Annotated in this window: 14 protein-coding genes; 8 read left to right on the top strand and 6 right to left on the bottom strand. The window is 43.1% G+C overall.

Annotated elements, in window-relative coordinates; all coding sequences use genetic code 11:
- Window positions 1-308: 308 nt before the first annotated feature.
- Window positions 309-1004, bottom strand: a complete 696-nt coding sequence (locus LZF95_RS24370; protein WP_233757986.1) for a response regulator transcription factor — start codon at window positions 1002-1004, stop codon at window positions 309-311.
- Complete coding sequence (locus LZF95_RS24365) at window positions 1001-2728, bottom strand: HAMP domain-containing sensor histidine kinase (RefSeq protein WP_233757985.1); 1728 nt, start codon at window positions 2726-2728, stop codon at window positions 1001-1003. Before LZF95_RS24365 ends, LZF95_RS24370 begins: the two co-directional genes overlap by 4 nt.
- Window positions 2729-2940: 212 nt before the next feature.
- On the opposite strand from LZF95_RS24365, the gene lysA reads away from it, so the two are divergent.
- From lysA to LZF95_RS24350, 3 genes are all read left to right on the top strand, one after another.
- Entirely contained in the window at window positions 2941-4173 is a 1233-nt protein-coding gene (gene lysA, locus LZF95_RS24360) for a diaminopimelate decarboxylase (RefSeq protein ID WP_233757984.1), read from the top strand.
- A 226-nt stretch (window positions 4174-4399) separates the two neighbouring features.
- Window positions 4400-5443, top strand: coding sequence for a type IX secretion system membrane protein PorP/SprF (locus tag LZF95_RS24355; RefSeq protein WP_233757983.1), 1044 nt, complete (start codon window positions 4400-4402; stop codon window positions 5441-5443).
- Window positions 5444-5655: 212 nt separating this feature from the next.
- Entirely contained in the window at window positions 5656-6852 is a 1197-nt protein-coding gene (locus LZF95_RS24350) for a PKD domain-containing protein (RefSeq protein WP_233757982.1), read from the top strand.
- Window positions 6853-6872: 20 nt separating this feature from the next.
- Here LZF95_RS24350 and LZF95_RS24345 read toward each other — a convergent pair whose 3' ends face one another.
- Window positions 6873-7799: a mechanosensitive ion channel family protein gene (locus tag LZF95_RS24345; protein WP_233757981.1), complete on the bottom strand. Its 927-nt coding sequence runs from the start codon at window positions 7797-7799 to the stop codon at window positions 6873-6875.
- A gap of 126 nt (window positions 7800-7925) precedes the next feature.
- Window positions 7926-8393, bottom strand: coding sequence for a hypothetical protein (locus LZF95_RS24340; protein WP_233757980.1), 468 nt, complete (start codon window positions 8391-8393; stop codon window positions 7926-7928).
- 211 nt (window positions 8394-8604) lie between these two features.
- On the opposite strand from LZF95_RS24340, the gene LZF95_RS24335 reads away from it, so the two are divergent.
- Window positions 8605-9114, top strand: a complete 510-nt coding sequence (locus tag LZF95_RS24335) for a hypothetical protein (RefSeq protein ID WP_233757979.1) — start codon at window positions 8605-8607, stop codon at window positions 9112-9114.
- Window positions 9115-9129: 15 nt separating this feature from the next.
- Here the strand turns inward: LZF95_RS24335 and LZF95_RS27820 are convergent, their stop codons facing one another.
- Entirely contained in the window at window positions 9130-9213 is an 84-nt protein-coding gene (locus tag LZF95_RS27820; protein ID WP_368670798.1) for a hypothetical protein, read from the bottom strand.
- Window positions 9210-10238 carry a glycoside hydrolase family 43 protein gene (locus LZF95_RS24330; RefSeq protein WP_233757978.1) on the bottom strand — a complete coding sequence of 343 codons (1029 nt, stop codon included), beginning with the start codon at window positions 10236-10238 and terminating at the stop codon, window positions 9210-9212. Before LZF95_RS24330 ends, LZF95_RS27820 begins: the two co-directional genes overlap by 4 nt.
- A 172-nt stretch (window positions 10239-10410) precedes the next feature.
- Between LZF95_RS24330 and LZF95_RS24325 the strand changes: the two genes are divergently transcribed.
- From LZF95_RS24325 to LZF95_RS24310, 4 genes are all read left to right on the top strand, one after another.
- On the top strand, window positions 10411-11526 hold the full coding sequence (locus tag LZF95_RS24325; RefSeq protein WP_233757977.1) for a Fic family protein: 1116 nt from the start codon (window positions 10411-10413) through the stop codon (window positions 11524-11526).
- Between the two features lie 323 nt (window positions 11527-11849).
- Window positions 11850-15224, top strand: a complete 3375-nt coding sequence (ileS, locus tag LZF95_RS24320) for an isoleucine--tRNA ligase (RefSeq protein WP_233757976.1) — start codon at window positions 11850-11852, stop codon at window positions 15222-15224.
- A 16-nt stretch (window positions 15225-15240) separates the two neighbouring features.
- Window positions 15241-15873: a lipoprotein signal peptidase gene (locus LZF95_RS24315; protein WP_233757975.1), complete on the top strand. Its 633-nt coding sequence runs from the start codon at window positions 15241-15243 to the stop codon at window positions 15871-15873.
- Between the two features lie 217 nt (window positions 15874-16090).
- Window positions 16091-19030 carry a DEAD/DEAH box helicase gene (locus LZF95_RS24310; protein ID WP_233757974.1) on the top strand — a complete coding sequence of 980 codons (2940 nt, stop codon included), beginning with the start codon at window positions 16091-16093 and terminating at the stop codon, window positions 19028-19030.
- The last annotated feature ends 22 nt before the right edge of the window (window positions 19031-19052 follow it).

The following is a 19052-nucleotide window of genomic DNA, read 5'->3' as shown; positions in this document are numbered from 1 at the left end:
ACTAATTATAACTTAAAACTCAAACCAAGAATACCCGAGCAACCGAGGAAAAGGAATGAAATCAAAATACAAATTATAACTTGACACTTGACAGATAAGTGACAACCATTTTCAGGCAAAGTCAAAGAGTCTAGAGTCAAGAAGCAAGAGTCTAGCGTGCCTATCGGAGGCAGGTACTAAGATGAAGTAGTAAGTGGTGAAAAGTAAAGTGTCCCAGCCGCAGTTAGTACCGTACCTTTCACCTTTAACTTTTCACCACTAGCAATTTACTGAAGACTGGTAACATCAGACACCTGGCCTACATCGCATCACCCCTCGCTTACGATCAGCTTGAAGCCTTCACCGTGTACTGTGATTATCTGCACTTTGGGATCGTCTTTGAGAAGTTTGCGGATTTTGCTGAGATATACATCCATACTGCGGGCATTGAAGTAGCTGTCGTCTCCCCAGATCTGCTTGAGTGCATGGCTTCTGTTAACCAAGTTGTTGATTTCGGAAGCCAAAAGACGGATCAGTTCATTTTCTTTAGAGGTCAATTTGTGGCGGCCTTTCGGGCCATCCAGAAACTGTTCATCGTAATGAAGCACAAAACCCCCAAAGGTATAAACCTTCAGAGGATTGACGTCCTCGGTTTTGTGTGTCCTGCGCAAAATAGCATTCACCCGCAGCAGTAACTCCTCCATGCTGAAAGGTTTGGTGAGGTAATCATCTGCACCAATCTTCAATCCTTCGATGATATCATCTTTCTGGTTTTTTGCCGTCAGGAAGAGGATAGGAAGGTTTTCTTCCACCTTTTTGATTTCCCTGGCCAGGGTAAACCCGTCTTTTTTCGGCATCATGATATCCAGCAGGCAAAGATCATATTTACCTTTTTTGTACTTGTTCCAACCTTCCTCACCGTCTCGGCATAGTGTTGGTTCATACCCCTTCATTTCCAAATATTCCTGTAGGATATCTCCTAGGTTTGGATCGTCTTCGACCACTAATAGTTTTGCTTTACTCATTGTTTCTTAGGTAAGTTAATGGTGAATGAGCTTCCTTTTCCAAGTTCGCTATTTACTTGAATTCCTCCTTTATGGGCTTCCAGCATGGTTTTCACGTAAGAGAGCCCCAGACCAAAGCCTTTGACATCATGCACATTTCCTGTGGGAACCCGGTAGAATTTATCAAAAATTTTCCGTTGTGCGTCTTTATTCATACCTATTCCCTGATCTTTTATTGTAATGAACACCTGTTCCTCACTGTCTTTGGCCTCAATGGTGATCATAGGCGTTTCCGGAGAATACTTGTTGGCATTGTCCAGCATATTGTTGAAAATATGCGTGAGATGAAAGAGATCCCCCTCTACGATTGGGTCTTTCATCGTATTGTTAAAGGTGATATGACCACCTTTTTTCTCTACTTGAAGAGCAAAATGATCCACCGTGGACTTTAGGATATCCTCTAGATTCAGTGACTCGATTTTCAGTTGAAAGTCCTTCCTATCCAACGCAGCAGCCTGCAGAACGTTTTCTACCTGGGAGACCAGCCGCTTGTTTTCATCCTTGATGATACCCAGATATCGGGTTCGGAACTTGTCCTGACTGGATAACTCCGGATCTTGAAGAGCTTCCACCGCCAGGCTTACCGTAGCCAGTGGAGTCTTAAACTCGTGGGTCATGTTATTGATGAAATCATTCTTCGTGTCCGAAAGGGCCTTTTGCCGAATGATTACCTTAATCGCATAGATAAAACAGGAAATGATCACTGTGATAAAAAGGATAGAGCTGGCGATCGGCAGCCAGACTTCCCGGATGACCCGGGTGTTTTTACGGGGGAAGTAAACCGTTAGGTAATTCTCTTTACCGAATATATCATTTGGAAAAAGTTTTGCCTGGATTCCTTTTTGGACTAAGGTAAACTGAGCATTGACATTTCCTATGGGTATGATACGTCCATCATCCTTGAGCAGCCCCAGTTCAAAATCCTCGTAAATATTCTGCTCAAACAGGTAGTTTTTCAGTAGTTTTCTGACCTGAGCAGTGTCTAATCTGTCCAATATTGCTTGCTGACCTGCTGCCATTTCACTCCACATCCTATTGTAAAACTCGATCTTCCTGTTTGCCTTGGCTATTTTTTCGATCAGGCTTGGATCAAGGTTTATTTCACGTACAACTTCCTGATAATAGGGTTCTTGATTAGAAGGACTTTCTTGATTGGCCGATTTCTCTAACCTGCTTATATATTGTAACTGACGCTCTTTCTCTTGGAGTAGTACCTCCATTTCATCTGGAGTGAACATTTTAGAGGCCAATTCGGGTGTCATATAAGCAAAAAAAGTCTCCAGATCCTCCAGTTGATTCATATCCAACCCCCGTGACTCGAGTATTCTTCTGAACGTCTGGCTTACTTTGGGTGCCGGTTCCTGGAAAAACGAGTCCACCAAAGAAGGTCTAGTCCTATAAATCTGTCTGGAATTGATGGTAATGTCTCTGAAATCAATCGGGTCAATTTTTTCGAAAAGGGTTCTACTCATGATTGAGTCCTGCATGATATACTCAAATGCCGCAGAAGTCTCCCCTTTTTCCAGTTTGTCCACAGTGTTTGACAATGCTTGGTGAACGTTTTGTTCAAAGCGCTCACTATTGATACGAATTGCATTTTTCACCCAATAGAATTGGAATCCCATAAGACCAAAGCTGGCCAGAGACATCAAGACAACGATAAGTATGATGTTACTTTTCGACATTTTACAAATTTATACCTATAATCAGGCCACTCAGGGAGCTTAACAATATTTAACCCATATAAATAAGAATACAGGGAGGTCAATTTCCCAAGCTTCAACTATATTTAGGCACGAAAACAATGTTTTCTTAATTACACTATAACATATGAAAACAGGGGGCGGATGCCTCCTTTTTTTGTTATTTGGCTATCTTTGCCCGCAAATTTCAGATAATGTCAGCATCTCAGCATCCTATTCAACTTCAGGGAGTAAGCTTAAATTCCATTGCCCAAGAACATGGCACGCCAGTATATGTCTATGACGGAGAAAAGATCTTAAACCAGATCAAATCCCTTCAAAGTGCGTTTGCCGAACTTCCCTTGAAGATCAAATACGCCACTAAAGCTTTATCAAACATCAACATCCTGAAGTTGGTGAAAAAGGCCGGGGAAGGTGTGGATGCCGTATCTATTGAGGAGATCAGGATCTGTATGCTGGCGGGATTTGCTGCCAAGGACATCATGTACACACCAAGTGGGGTGAATTTCCGTGAAATACAGGAAGCGGTAAAACTTGGGGTGATGGTAAATCTGGACAGCCTTCCGCTGATGGAGGAGTTTGGCGCAAGATATGGAAATGCAACCCCGGCATGCATCCGTATCAATCCGCATATCATGGCCGGAGGGAATGCCAAGATATCCGTGGGACACAGCCAGAGCAAGTTTGGGATCTCAATACAGCAGTTGCCTGAAATCCTTGAGCTCGTCAAGAAACATGACATAAAAATCGTAGGTCTTCACATCCATACGGGCTCAGACATACTGGATGCGGAGATTTTTCTTCGAGGGGGGAATGTGCTCTTTGAGGCCGCAATGAATTTTCCTGATTTGAAGTTCTTGGATTTTGGAGGTGGATTTAAGGTCGCTTACAAAGGAGGGGATCCTGCCACCGATATCACTGAGGTAGGCACCAAGGTTTCAGCGGCCTTTAAGACATTCTGTGAGGAATATGGCAGGAAATTAGAACTTTGGCTGGAGCCCGGGAAATACCTGGTGAGTGAATCGGGATATTTGGTTGTAGAGGCAAATGTGGTCAAAAAAACACCCGAGATCACCTTTGTGGGGGTGGATTCCGGTCTCAACCACCTGATCCGTCCTATGATGTATGATGCATTTCACGATCTTTATAATCTAAGCAACCCGGCAGGAGAGCCAACTGCTTATAATATTGTAGGATATATCTGTGAGACAGATACCTTGGCTAAGGACAGAATGCTCCCCGCCGTGTCAAAGGGAGATCTGTTGGTGTTTAAAAACGCGGGTGCCTATGGGTACAGCATGGCTTCCAATTACAATTCAAGATTACGTCCCGCAGAAGTTTTGGTGCTGGAAGGCAAGGCTCATTTGATAAGAAAAAGAGAGGTTTTCGAGGATTTGATCAAGGATCAGTTAGATTTGGATATCTGATCCAGTAATTCCATCTGTGATTTTGCGTTGGTATAATTATTGATCGTGTGTTGGATTAATTTAAAAGATCTCATTAGATAACAATTTCTGATAAGGTCCTTTGGAACTCATTGTGATTGAAAACCTCAGTCCTAAGCCCTAGTAGTTTCAAAACGTTAATTCATAATTAGTTAACCATTGTCAGTGCTCTATTTTCTAGATTTGTACGGTGATGGTACGGTTATCTATGTATAGGAGAATAATTAATGTATTCATAACTATAGGGGCTATTTGTTGCATTCTTCAACATGCAAATGCTCAGGATACCCAGTACTCCCAATTCTATGCTGCCCCGCTTTATTTAAACCCGGCGTTGACGGGAGCCAGTGAGCTGACCCGCATCGGGATCAACTATAGAAACCAATGGCCAGGTCTAGATCAGAGTTTCAATTCCTATTCTGCCTATATAGACCACTATATTTTTGATTATAACAGTGGTATTGGTTTGATTTTCAATGGAAGCCAGGAAAGCTTGGCCAAGCTTTCCACCAATGAGATAGGGCTTTCCTATGCATATCGGTTGAAATTGAGTGAGAACATGTTTTTTAGGCTGGGAGGGATGGTCAGTTATATGCAGCGGGACGCTTTATTCTCTGACCTGGTATTTGGTACCCAAATCGACATAGTTAACGGGATAATTGGAGGGATTACGGATGAGCTCAATGGCATCCCTATCGATAGCCGGTATAGTTTTGTTGACTACAGTATTGGAGGGATGTTTTACTCGAATAAAATCTGGCTTGGGGCTTCCGCACATCATCTTTCGGAGCCCAACACCTCATTCGTAGATGACCAGATATCCAGATTACCGATGAAATTATCCGCACAGGGCGGAATTAAATTTGACCTAGTGGGAGGACGGAGAAATTACTTTACCCACGCCTATGCCGAACGTTCTATTTCCTTTGCCTTCAACTATAAGCAACAGGATCCTTTCAATCAATTGGATGTGGGCGCCCAATTGTTTTTAGACCCGTTGGTTTTGGGGTTATGGTATAGGGGATTGCCGACTAAAAACAATCTCCCGAATAATGAGTCAATCATCGGACTGATAGGTGTGTCTCTCGAAAATGGACTGGACATAGGGTATTCCTATGATGTGACTATCTCTAAACTTGGGCAAAAAAACAGTGGTGGGGCACATGAGATATCGATGACCTATTCCTTCCTTTGGGGCGATAAGAAAAGCAGGAATCTAAGGGACAGGATTATTCCTTGTTTCAAATATTAGTTAGTTGAAGCATAACTGTTATTTGAAAACGGTTTGATTCTTAACTCATAAAATCGCCCTATTGCTAATGAATGGCAAACACAATGATTACTCTTCAGATAACATCAATACGTTTTTCCCATCTGAAATCCATACCGATGCCATGCAACTATAGAATTTTAACCAGATCCTTCATCCAGGCGAGTAGGATTACCTAGGAGAAAAGTCGGAACATGCTAAAAACAGCTTCACATACTGTATCTTTTTATTCCTTTTGCCTTATTTTATTGCTAAGTGCTTCTTTGAATGCGCAGGTAAATGATCCAGGTACCATGGAAATCTGCGAGGGTGAGCCTGTCACAGTCTGGGCAAGCTTAAATCCGGCCGATGACTCTCCTGATGTTACTTGGTATCATGATTCCAATGGTACGGTGGAAATCTTTTCAGGAATAGATGATGGTATAGAACATCAACTTAACGCAGATGGTAGTATGACAATAGTAGGTCTGACATATGAGTCAACAGCTAGTAATTACATTCAAGCGTCAACCTATAATTACTATGTGGGAGTCTCCTACCAAAATTTGCCCGCATCGCCACTTGAGCATATAAAAGTCAGGGTTTTTAATGTGCCCACTCTTAAAACAACCAAGCCTGTAGCTGTATGTGATCCAAATGGATCTGTCGATTTGAGTGATTTTATCAATGATTTTGACCCTTTGGTTTTCGACTATGAAATCATGGATCCTACCGGGAATCCTATTCCAATGGATGAAATATACACGCAAACGCAGAAGGGGGTCTATTCAGTAAGGAGTAGTTATAAAGATTTTGGCTGCTGGTCGGCTACTAATACCATTCAAGTGACTATAGCAGACACCTTATTAGAGCCCGACTTTACCTATGAAGTGGATCTAGGGCAGGGCAGCGTACAGGTAAATGGGGATCTACAGGTATTCCAGCCCGTGGAATTTAAAGATGCCTCCTCCTGGAATGTGGTTTCACGGCATTGGAGCTTCGGAGACGGCAACGAAAGTAATTTAGATTACCCAACTCACACTTATTCTTCTAAAGGGAGTTATCCTGTGGTATTAACAGCCATAGATGACATTGGTTGTGCGCATTCAATTGAGAAAATAGTGGAAGTGAGTGATGACTACATGATCATACTCCCCAATGCATTTACTCCTGCCAGTACTAAAAACCATTATTTTAAACCTGAATATAAAGGAATAGCTTCTATAAGCTTTCTTGTGTTCAATACATGGGGTGAACTAATCTACGAGACAGACAGTCTGGAATCTATAGGTTGGGACGGGACTTGGAATGGGGAAAATGCCCCAGCGGGAAATTACGTTTTCAAAGGAATCTTCATAACTGCTTCTGGAGATAAAATCATTAGGGACGGCACATTTTTATTAATAAGGTAATGAATAGGATTAATTTTCTCTTACTCAGAAGAATTTTTGGCCGAAAACATTTCTATCCGGGTTTTTGGAAGGCTTTCTGGATAATTTTTCTGTATAAACTCGATCATTTTTTCTCTGACATATACCCTAAGATCCCATGCGGTAGGTGAATTCTTCGCACTTACTAGAATCCGTATCTCCACTGTGCGTTCCTTGGCATCAGATACCTGCAGTACTTTGACTTTTTTATCCCATAGAGAAGTGGTCTCCAAAATACGGTCCAGTTCCTTCCGTAGCGCATCAAAAGACACCGTGTAATCTGTATAAAGAAAGACCGATCCCAGGAGGTTGGCAGAAGTTCTTGTCCAGTTTTGAAATGGTTTCTCCAAAAAATAGGTGGTAGGAAGCACCAATCTCCTCAGATCCCAAATCCTGACAACGATATAATTCAGATTAATCTCCTCTATCCATCCCCACTCCCCTTCTACTACCACAGCGTCATCCAGACGAAAGGGCTGGGTAATGGCGATCTGAATCCCGGCTATCAATGTACCTATGGCTTTTTGGGCAGAAAAACCAATAATAATTCCGGCCACCCCGGCAGATGCAAAAAATCCTACACCAACTTTTCGGACAGATTCGAATGATATCAGGATCAGGCCTATTCCTAAAAGGATGACCACAAAATTCGCTACTTTGACAAGTATATTAATCTGGGTAAGTACTTTTCTAGCTTTGAGATTATCTTCTTGGGATATATCATACTGCTTGATAAAAATTCTTTTTAAGATCTGGAGCAAAACCAGAAGACACCAGGTAAATCCACAAATAATCAAAACAGTATTGATATGGGGAACAAAAGACCATATGCCTTCCCAGTCTTTTGTTATAGATCCATAGTAAAGCTTTGAAAAAGCCAACGCAAGGGTAATCAGCAAAGGAATAATCAATCGACCATAGTACTTCATAGACGCTGTTTCAAAAAGGTTTGTAAAACGTTAGGCTGGTATATTCAGCTTACAAAAAGGTGATTTTGGGTGCGATCAGATTAGAAATTAGGAAATTGAAGTGAGAAAGCCAAAATCAAGCAAGGCTCATTTGTCACATGGGACGGGAGTCAAAGCCATAGTATGGCTGAAGTCAAGAGAATCGATATTGACCTGGACTGGAATACCATCCACAGCTTTCATTTCGCCATAACCCTCTTTCCAACCCTCATCAGTGTTTTTGAAGACTACTTGACGTTTTGAGATCTGTCCTTCGGATTGGAAAGTATATTCCGCGATTATCATATCATCTCTAATTTCTCCTTCAATAGTCCCTGAGTTTTTATCTTTTTCGAAAAAGGAATAATCAAGTGTCCCGGTAATGTTCGTGCCATCCACATGAGTAGTGAGCCTCATGGTGTCCTTTTCCCCGAGGTACTGAAAACATTCCGTATTTATTGCTTCTATATGTTCTTCCTTTGGGGAAAATGCTGCATCAATTGGGGTGTCTTTCTTAGCTCCTTCACAAGCAATCATTGCCAAAGCAGCCAACACTAGTGTAGATAGGGTTTTCATAGCTGTTAGTCAATTGGTTAAATGGATTTAAGACAAAAAGGTAGCCAATTTAAATTTGTTTAGTGGTATATGTGGGATTAAAACCCACTCTCTTTACCAAATAGTGTTAGCAGAATAACAACTAAAAAATAAATGACAATACTATTGTAGCGTATGAGCAATTTCACACGTAACGTTAATATCTTTTCTTTCTAATAAAAATTCTTTCGTTATGCTTAAACCACTTTACTTACTTCTCTTTGCTACCGTCCTTTTTACTTCCTGTAAAGAGGACGAGGATCCAATCCCCCAAAGTTTTATTAATGGAATTTATGAAAATTCCCAACAAAACACAGATTCAGGGCTTTGGTATGTGAACAGGTACGAGTTTAATTCAAATGGAACATTTGATAATTTCCAGATTATCCGGGAAAATCAGCGAGGCCCTGATTTAGGATATTCTTATCATACAAAAGGGACCTACTTGCTTAGAGGTGAAAACTTTTCAATTGCGGTTACAGACACTTATGCAGTTAATTATGAGGATTATCCTGATGGATATACTGATAGTCTAGCTAATCTAGAGGTTCAAGAAATCTCCACTACGTTTAGAGAGTCAAGTGGTGTTCTTAGAGAACTTGAAAATGGAAATAAATTAGGTATTGTCTTCGAATGCAACGATATGTTATCAAGTATTCAAGCTATGTGTATTGGTGAGCTGCTTTATGATAAAGTGGATTAAACTGTTCTTTATTTTTCAAGTAAGGCAATCCTGCCGTGATGTTTGTTCTATGGTTTTGGTGACAATATCACGGCAGATTTTTTGTCTCGGGAAATTCATTTGATCGGATTTGCCTCAACTCCCTCAAACGTCATCTTGATCGGCTTGATCGTGCCGTCTTCATTGAATTCCATGATATCAATGGCAGTTACCCGATGATCTCTGCCTTCATTGGGGATGGGCCTACGATGATAGACCATGTACCAATCATCGCTTCCTGGCTTTTGGATTACTGAATTATGTCCGGCTCCGGTGGCTACTGTAGTATCAGATTCCAGAATAGTTCCGATTCTTTCCCAAGGGCCAGTGATATTATCAGCCATGGCATAGGCTACCTTGTAGCTGTCATTTGTCCAGCCTCCTTCAGACCACATAAAGTAATATTTCCCTTCCCTTATGAATACAAAAGGGCCTTCTACATAGCCTTCAGGAGTGATTTCATGAAAAAGCTCTCCATCCTCCCAAGGTTCAAATCCTGTAAAATCAGCGTTGAGTTTACCGATGTTGCAGTGGCTCCAACCACCGTACAGCATGTAATAGGTGCCGTCAGTGTCCTTGAAGACAAACTGGTCGATAGGCTGGGCATCATTGTGAAATTCTGAAAGCAATGGCTCGCCGATATGGTCTTTGAACGGCCCTCCAGGCGAATCGGCCACAGCTACGCCTAATCCACCGAAATGATTGATGTCATTATTCGGATCCCAGCCAGGACGGCTTGGCCGCTGTATATCGTTGGCAGAGAAGAAGAGGTAATATTTCCCGTCTTTTTCGATTGCGGCAGGTGCCCACATGGCTTGTCTGGCCCATTTGATGGCGGCAGTGTCGAGGATGTTTTCATGCTTTTCCCATGTCACCAGATCCTTGGATGAGAAAGCGTCGAAATGCAACTGATCAGTATATCCTGCGGAATAGGTCGGGTAAATCCAGTATTCATCTCCAAAGACAATTCCCTCGGGATCGGCATACCAGCCTTCGAAGATAGGATTGCCCGAAAGCTTTGGAGATTCTTCTTCTACAGTTTTTGGCGAGGAACAGGCACAGGCCAGAGCCAAAGCGCCTGTCAATAGTGTATAGCTAAGTTTCATAGTATGGGTTATAACCAATTGAATTGGAAATTTAAGAAGAGCGGGTTAAATGGAAATGCTCTTGGTGTAAAAGTGCGATAATCAGAAGGATTTTGTAAGTTGAGCCGAATAATTCATTTATTCGGCTCATATTTTTATATTTTTTGAGCCGAATAAGTTGTATATTTGGCTCATGAGTTACAATTGGGAACAGTCGGATTGGCCAAACTTCACCTATAAGGAAGGAAAGTCTGGGAAAATACTGCCTGATTTTCTCATGAAATCCGGTCAACTATCTGGTGTGCTCACTGGTTTATCTGAAGGGAATCAGACAGAACTGCTACTGGAAATGATGGTCGTAGAGGCCATCAAAACCTCAGAGATCGAAGGCGAGATTCTCAGCCGACTGGATGTGATGTCCTCTATCAAAAAGAACCTGGGTATTCATGAGGAGCAGCCTTTGCTTGTCAAGGATCAGCGCGCCAAAGGTATTGCCAAGTTGATGATCAAGGTACGGTCGGAATTTTCTCTACCCTTAACAGAAAAAATGCTTTTCGACTGGCATGAACTGCTCATGGAAGGCAATCGCTACGTGAGTGCCGGGCAGTGGCGGGCAGATACTGCTCCAATGCAAGTGGTGTCGGGCTCGATTGGGAAAGAGATTATCCATTTTGAAGCACCGCCTTCAGCAGTAGTTCCTGTAGAAATGGGCTCTTTTATTTCTTGGTTCAACAAGACTGCCCCCGGCAATACAAAAGAGATACTTAATCCACTGATTCGGTCAGCTATCACGCATTTGTACTTTGAGTCAGTTCACCCTTTCGAAGATGGCAATGGCCGAATAGGTCGCGCATTGGCAGAAAAAGCGTTGCATCAAGGCTTAGGGCATGCGACGTTGATCAGTCTTTCCAGCACGATAGAGGGGAAGAAAAATGAGTATTACCATGCGCTCAAAAGTGGGCAGAGCTCCAACGAAATCTCGGATTGGCTGGACTATTTTGCAGATACGGTCTATCACGCACTGCTGAGCGCGGAGCAATTGATCAATTTCACACTCCAAAAAGTCAAATTCTTTGACCGCTTCAAGGATGTACTCAATGAACGTCAGACCAAAGCCATTAATCGCATGCTTGCCGAAGGCCCTGCGGGTTTCGAAGGCGGCATGACTGCGAAGAAATACATGGCGATCACCAAAGCTTCCAAAGCCACGGCAACCCGTGATTTGCAGGGTTTGTCTGAATTGGGTGTGTTTTTGCCAAAAGGAGGGGGACGAAGTGTGAGCTATGAATTGGTGATTAGCGGTAAGTAGCAAGGCCTACGCAAGATGCTAGAGCCGAGAATCAAGAACCAAGAGTTAGAATATGCCATAAAGTAAAGTTGTCTAGTGAGATTAATTTATTTTCAAAACAGCATTCCTTCCATTTTTTCCAATTGACCCTCCCAGAAAGGGGGATTTCTCCTATCTTTGTGCCTGCTTTTGAGGAGGATGTTTCCTTGATTGCGTGAGGGATAGCAGCGGCATACACGGAGTGAAGCGAAGTGTATATAGCGGATAGCCCGACCCCGGCTTTTTCAGACGGGGGCACGCCCAAAAAATTAATTATCACCTACTTGCCCTTAAGAAAGGATACAGTGAAGACATATCAGGAATTTAAACAAGTGGATTATCCCGAAATCGGGGAATCTGTATTGAAGTACTGGAAAGAAAACCAGGTTTTCGAGCAATCAGTAGCCAACCGTGACGGTGCGGAGACATTTACTTTTTTCGAAGGACCGCCTTCGGCAAATGGTACACCGGGAATCCACCACGTGATGGCGCGTGCGATCAAGGATGTTTTCTGCCGGTACAAAACGCTTCAGGGTTTTCAGGTAAAGCGTAAGGGCGGCTGGGATACCCATGGATTGCCTGTGGAGCTGCAGGTCGAGAAGGAATTGGGCATTACCAAAGAGGATATAGGTAAGAAAATCTCTGTAGAAGAGTACAATAAAAAGTGCCGGGAGACGGTCATGCGATTCAAGAATGAATGGGATGAAATGACTGAGAAAATCGGCTATTGGGTGGATCTGGATGATCCCTATATCACTTTTGAGCCGAAATATATCGAGTCCTTGTGGAGCTTGCTGAAGCGGCTTTATGAGAAAGACCTACTTTATAAAGGCTACACCATTCAGCCTTATTCTCCTGCGGCGGGAACGGGTTTGAGTTCGCATGAGCTCAATCAGCCCGGAACCTACAAGGACGTAAAGGACACTTCCATCACGGCACAGTTCAAACTTAAAGATCAGGAGAACACCTATATCTTGGCTTGGACGACTACACCTTGGACTTTGCCGTCCAACTCGGCTTTGGCAATTGGAGAAAATTTGGATTATGTGAAAGTGAAGACTTTCAATCCTTATACCTACGATGCCTGCACGGTGATTTTGGCGAAAGCCAGAATGAATGCCTACCTGAATCCTAAGGCTGCAGCGTTGAAATTGGAAGATTACAACGGCGGGGACAAACTGATCCCTTTCGAAGTGATCGAAGAATTCAAAGGAAAAGATATGCTGGGCTGGGAATACGAGCAACTGTTCCCTATAGCAGGTTTGGCGCTCGCCCATCCGGCATTCACAGTGGTTTCCGGAGATTATGTGACCACTGAAGACGGTACGGGAATTGTCCATCTTGCCAAAGCTTTCGGTGCGGATGACTTTAGAACCTTGGCACAGAATAATGTGCCTGGCATCTTCGTCAAAGACGAGCAGGGAAAAGACCTTCCTATAGTGGATAAGCAGGGGAAATTCATCCCACTTGTAGGCGAGTATCTGGTAGAAAAGATAGCTGAACATGCAATCACCTCCCATAAAGAATATGGTGTAGATGATTTCTATGTGAAAAACTATACGGAGGATGATGAGAGTGCGGCGGATTACAAAAATACCGACGTGATCATTTCCATCATTCTGAAAAATGAAAACAAGGCCTTTAAGGTAGAGAAATACGAGCACAGCTATCCGCACTGCTGGAGGACGGACAAGCCGGTGCTTTACTATCCTATGGACAGCTGGTTTATCAAAACCACTGCCTATAAGGATAGATTAGTGGAGTTGAATAAAACCATCAACTGGAAACCAGAGGCTACAGGGACTGGCCGCTTTGGCAACTGGCTGGAAAACCTGGTGGACTGGAACCTAAGCAGATCCCGATTCTGGGGTACACCGCTTCCTATCTGGAGAACGGAAGATGGTAATGAGGAGCGTTGCATAGGGTCTATCGCTGAGCTGGAAAAAGCAATCGAAGAATCCATTGCAAAGGGATTTATGGAAAAATCTCCTTACGAAAGCAAGGAGATCGATCTACACCGTCCCTACGTGGATGACGTGATTTTGGTATCCGCCAAAGGTGAAAAGATGTTCCGTGAAACGGATCTGATAGACGTATGGTTTGACTCCGGAGCTATGCCGTATGCGCAGTGGCATTACCCTTTTGAGAATGAAGACATTTTCAAAGCCAATTACCCTGCTGACTACATCGCCGAAGGTGTGGATCAGACCCGTGGCTGGTTTTTTACGCTTCATGCCATTGCGGTGATGTTGTTTGACAGTGTGGCTTTCAAAAACGTAATTGCAAATGGACTTGTCCTGGATAAAAACGGCAATAAAATGTCCAAGCGACTGGGCAATGCGGTGGATCCTTTCAAAACACTGAAAGAATACGGGCCGGATGCAGTGCGCTGGTACATGCTGAGCAATGCCAATCCTTGGGATAACCTGAAGTTTAATCTGGACGGAGTGACTGAAGTGCAGCGACGCTTCTTCGGTACGCTTCAGAATACCTATAATTTCTTTGCGCTTTATGCTAATCTGGATGCTTTTGTCTATGACAAATCCAAGGCTGTGCCCGTGTCAGAGAGAGCAGAATTGGATCAGTGGATAGTCTCCAAACTTCAGTCCTTAATCGCAGAAGTGGAGGAAGCGATGGATAACTATGATGCGACCAAAGCTACTCGGGCGATCATGAGCTTCACGATAGATCAGCTTTCCAACTGGTACGTAAGGCTGGCGAGAAAGCGGTTTTGGAGAGGTGAGATGAATGCGGATAAGCAGGCAGCATACGAGACTTTATATGAGTCCTTGCTCACACTTACCCAGTTGATGTCTTCTTTTGCACCATTCTATGCGGACTGGCTGTACCAAAATCTGACTGAGTCAGGAGTTGATTCGAAAGATTCTGTTCATTTGACGGATTGGCATAAGGCAGAATCTGCTTTGATCAATACCGATTTGGAAGAAAGCATGGAGCTTGCCCAAACGATTTCTTCTTTGGTACACTCTCTGAGAAAGAAGGAGAAAATGAAAGTGCGTCAGCCATTGCAGCGTATTTTGATTCCGATATTGAAAGAAAAAACACGAGCTCAGATCGAGCATTTGGATGAGCTGATCAAATCCGAAGTAAATATCAAGGAAATAGAATTCATCGATGATGCTTCCGGTATATTGGTGAAAAATGTGAAGCCAAACCTGCCTCTGTTGGGTAAGAAATTAGGCCCTAAAATGCGGTTTGTAGTCGCTGCCATAAATCAATGGAACCAGTCGGAAATCGCTGAAATAGAACGTGAAGGTAAAATCTCTGTAGATCTGGATGGAGAAAAAATCGATCTTCTTCTAGAAGAAGTTTTGATCACCTCCCAGGATATCCCTGGCTGGTCTGTGGCATCGGATCAAGGTGTGACTGTCGCACTGGATGTAACCCTCTCTGATGAATTGAAGCAGGAAGGTGCGGCAAGAGACCTGGTAAACCGTATCCAAAACCTACGTAAAGACATGGGGCTGGAAGTACAGGACAAGATCAACATTACCATCGGAGATGATAATGAACTGGTAAAAAATGCAGTAAAGTCCTTTGGGGAATATATCCAAACCGAAGTTCAGGCGTTGAAACTGGAGCTGTCTGCTGAGGTAGATGGTGCCACACTACTTGATATGGATGATTTTGAACTAGCTGTTTTGGTAGAAAAAGCCTGATAGCAAAACGTATAGAATGAATAAATACCTAAAATACTTTGGCATCGCATTATTGGTGATCATTATAGATCAAGCGGTCAAAATGCTGGTTCACTTCGAGATGGATTTCGGCTCTCCTGGACAGATTCCCATATTCGGAGACTGGTTCAAACTGCATTACACCACCAATCCGGGAATGGCCTTCGGCATGGAGCTGGGATCAGAATACGGCAAGTTGTTTCTTACTTCCTTTCGATTAGTCGCCATGGTGGGCATAGGCTATTACCTCTATCACATCATTGAGAAAAAACAGCCTCGTCTCTATTTGGTGTGCATAGCGATGATTTTGGGAGGTGCGATAGGCAACTTAATAGATTCTGTGTTCTATGGGGTTTGGTTAAACAATGCACCCTATAATGCCACCACACCCTGGTTTCACGGTCAGGTAGTGGATATGTTCTATTTCGATATTTGGGAAGGGTATCTTCCCGAGTGGTTGCCGATTTGGGGAGGAAGTTATACTGCGCTTTGGCCGATTTTCAATGTGGCCGATGCTTCTATCTTTATAGGTGTTGCGATGATTTTGATATTCCAAGGAAGGTTTTTCCCAGAAAAAAAGGAAGAAGGTAAGCAAGCCCAGGAAAAAGAATTGGGTCAGATCACTGAATAAATTCTGGTAAGAACTCAAGTAAAGTCCTTCGGGTCAGAAATTCTGATTTGAAGGACTTTTTATCTTTTCAGGCAGAATGTTTGCCCAATAGATGAATTTGAGCGGTTTTTTTTGTAATTTTCAACTTGGTTTACCCTTTTTTGGGATTATTAACACCGACTTAGCCTTCTTTTGCTTAATTCCTAATCTCTGAAAGCTCTGTCAATCCGATAAATATATGATAGTAAATTCTGATAGCCCTTTTCAGATAGTATATTCTATTTATAGCCATGAGTATCTAGGTCTTCTCCTTGAATCATTTGTAGTACAAATAGATTCGCAGGGGAGACTTTCCTTGGCCTACCAAAATATTAGCTCTGCAAACGCAAGCGAATTTGATTCAGGTCTGGATAAAACAGACTATGAATTGATCAAAATTATGGATTCCATGAATCCGGAAGTGGTCGTAAAGCCTTTTATCAAGCGGGGAAATATCCGTCCTAAGGAGTATTTGACCAAAATTTTTGATCCCAAAACTGAGGATAAAAAAACACAGGAAGCTTTAGAAGTAGTGATCGAGAAGAAGCGATCGAAGATAATGCCATTGCTGATCGGCAAACGGCTTTTCGAGATGGGCAGTGACGGAAACCCTGTTTGGAGGGAAATTAAAGTAAATGCTGAGCGGGCCAGTGTCTTATTCCATTTTCATAAAAATGCAGAAAACACACACTATTGGCCGACCATAAAATATAAAGGGGAGAAGCTTGATTGGCAATATAAGAACGGCTATTTCATCAGTAACGAACCTGGTTGGCTCGTTGTCCAAGGACAGCTTTATCACTTCGAAAAAGGTATAGACGGGAAAAAACTCAAGGCTTTTCTCAATAAAAAATTCATTGTCATTGACAAGCGAATAGAGCCAAATTACTATCGTGGCTTTATGGCAAATCTGATCTCCCAGTTTGATGTGGAGTCAGTTGGATTTGATATAAATATTGAACGCGGTACACCGGAGGTATTTATCAATATCAGTGACCTCCCTGGAGGAACAGGAAAGAACCTTTTTGGGGAAGATGGGGAGAGACTTGAGGAGGATAAGATTGTGTTCGAGCTACGCTTCAAGTATGGCAATATTGATTTTCCGGTACAGACGCCAAGTTCGGAATTACATGGAGCTTCCGTAAGACTGGAAGAAGGTGACGATAGCTACACCTTTTACAAGACTATCCGAAGTACCCAGAAAGAAAAAGCCTACATAAAGCTACTTCGGGACAAGGGGCTGGAATTCAAGATGGGCAAAGATGCGCTTCCAAAGACGGAAGCCTTTGAGTGGCTGGGGGAAAACGAAGACTTCCTAGACATAGAAAAAATCAAAATCATACAAAAACCGAACGCCAAAGGGAAAGTCTATAATATTGGCAAGGCCCAGATTTCCATTGAGGTCAATGAGAACATTGATTGGTTTGATGTCAAGGCACTGATCAAGTTTGGGCTGTACCTAGTACCATTTGCCAAACTCAGGAAACTGCTGCTCCAGGGAAAAACGGAGTTTGAACTGCCCAATGGAGAAATAGCGGTAATCCCTGCATCTTGGTTTGTGAATTACTCCGAGCTTTTCAATTTCATGGAAGATCGGGGCGACGAGAACGCTATGGTTCTGCGCAAGCACCACCTGGCGCTGGCACGGGAGATGGAGCTGGGAAATCTCGTACAGGTTACCCTCAGCAGGAAACTGGAAAGGCTGAGAGACTTCGAATCAATAGCCGATTACGATCTTCCTGCAAATTTTGAAGGCATGCTCCGACCTTACCAGCATGCAGGTTACAACTGGCTGAGATTCCTCAATGAATTCAAATTCGGTGGTTGTCTGGCCGATGATATGGGTCTGGGTAAAACAGTGCAGACGCTGGCATTGCTTGCACATGAAATGGAGGCAAACCCCGGCTTGACATCCTTGTTGGTCATGCCTACCTCGCTGATTTATAACTGGGAACTAGAAGCAAAGAAATTTACACCAAACCTGAAAATCCTGGTTTATTCCGGAACTCAACGTATCAAAGACCCCTGGAGATTTGGAGAGTATGACTTGGTATTGACTTCGTATGGCATCACCCGACTGGATGTAGAAGTGCTAAAGGATTTCTATTTCAACTATATTATACTTGATGAATCCCAGGCAATCAAAAACCCTGGAAGCAATATTGCCGCAGCGGTAAATCAGCTGAAAAGCAAGCAAAAACTGATTCTCACCGGTACACCTGTGGAGAACAGTACCATGGACCTCTGGTCCCAGATGAACTTCATCAACCCGGGACTTCTTGGAAATCAGAACTCCTTTAAAACACAGTTTCTACAACCTATAGAGAAACAAAGGGATATAGACAAGTCGGCAAAGCTGCATGCGATGATCAAGCCCTTTATCCTGAGGAGATTGAAATCGCAGGTAGCTACCGATTTACCGGAAAAAATCACCAACGTGAAGTATTCTGACATGACCACTGCGCAAGAGGAAGTATATGAAGAGGTAAAAAGCTATTATCGTGAAAAGATTATTTCAGATATCCAGAGTACGGGGAGAAATAATCAGCAATTCACACTATTGCGCGGCCTTACTCAGCTTCGTCAGATCGCCAATCATCCCAAACTGGTCAGAGATGACTATGAAGGTGAATCGGGCAAATTGGAAGATGTGACCTATATGCTCCAATCCACGATCTCGGAAGGGCACAAAGTGCTTGTGTTTAGCCAGTTTGTGAGGCATTTGGCTATAGTAAAAGAATATCTGGAGAAGGAAGGAATCCCCTATGCATACCTGGACGGTGCCACTAAGGATCGTCAGGCCCAGGTGGAGAAATTCCAGGAAAATGAAGGGATCAAAGTATTCCTGATTTCCCTAAAAGCGGGTGGAGTCGGCCTGAATCTGACCAAAGCTGAGTATGTGTTCTTGCTTGATCCTTGGTGGAATCCAGCTGTGGAAGCCCAAGCCATAGATAGAGCCCATAGAATAGGACAGGAAAACAAGGTCATCATCTATAAATTCATCACCCGGGGATCTGTTGAGGAAAAAATCATGGCTCTGCAGGATCGTAAGCTAGCGCTGGCAGGTGAACTGATCAGTACGGAAGAAAGCTTTATGAAAAGTCTCGACCAAGAGGATATTGCCGCATTGTTGGCTTAGAAAACCGTGATTTTCCAAAAAG

Source organism: Algoriphagus sp. AGSA1 (assembly GCF_021390545.1).
Taxonomy (GTDB): Bacteria; Bacteroidota; Bacteroidia; order Cytophagales; family Cyclobacteriaceae; genus Algoriphagus.
This window is presented reverse-complemented; position numbering and strand designations above follow the sequence as displayed.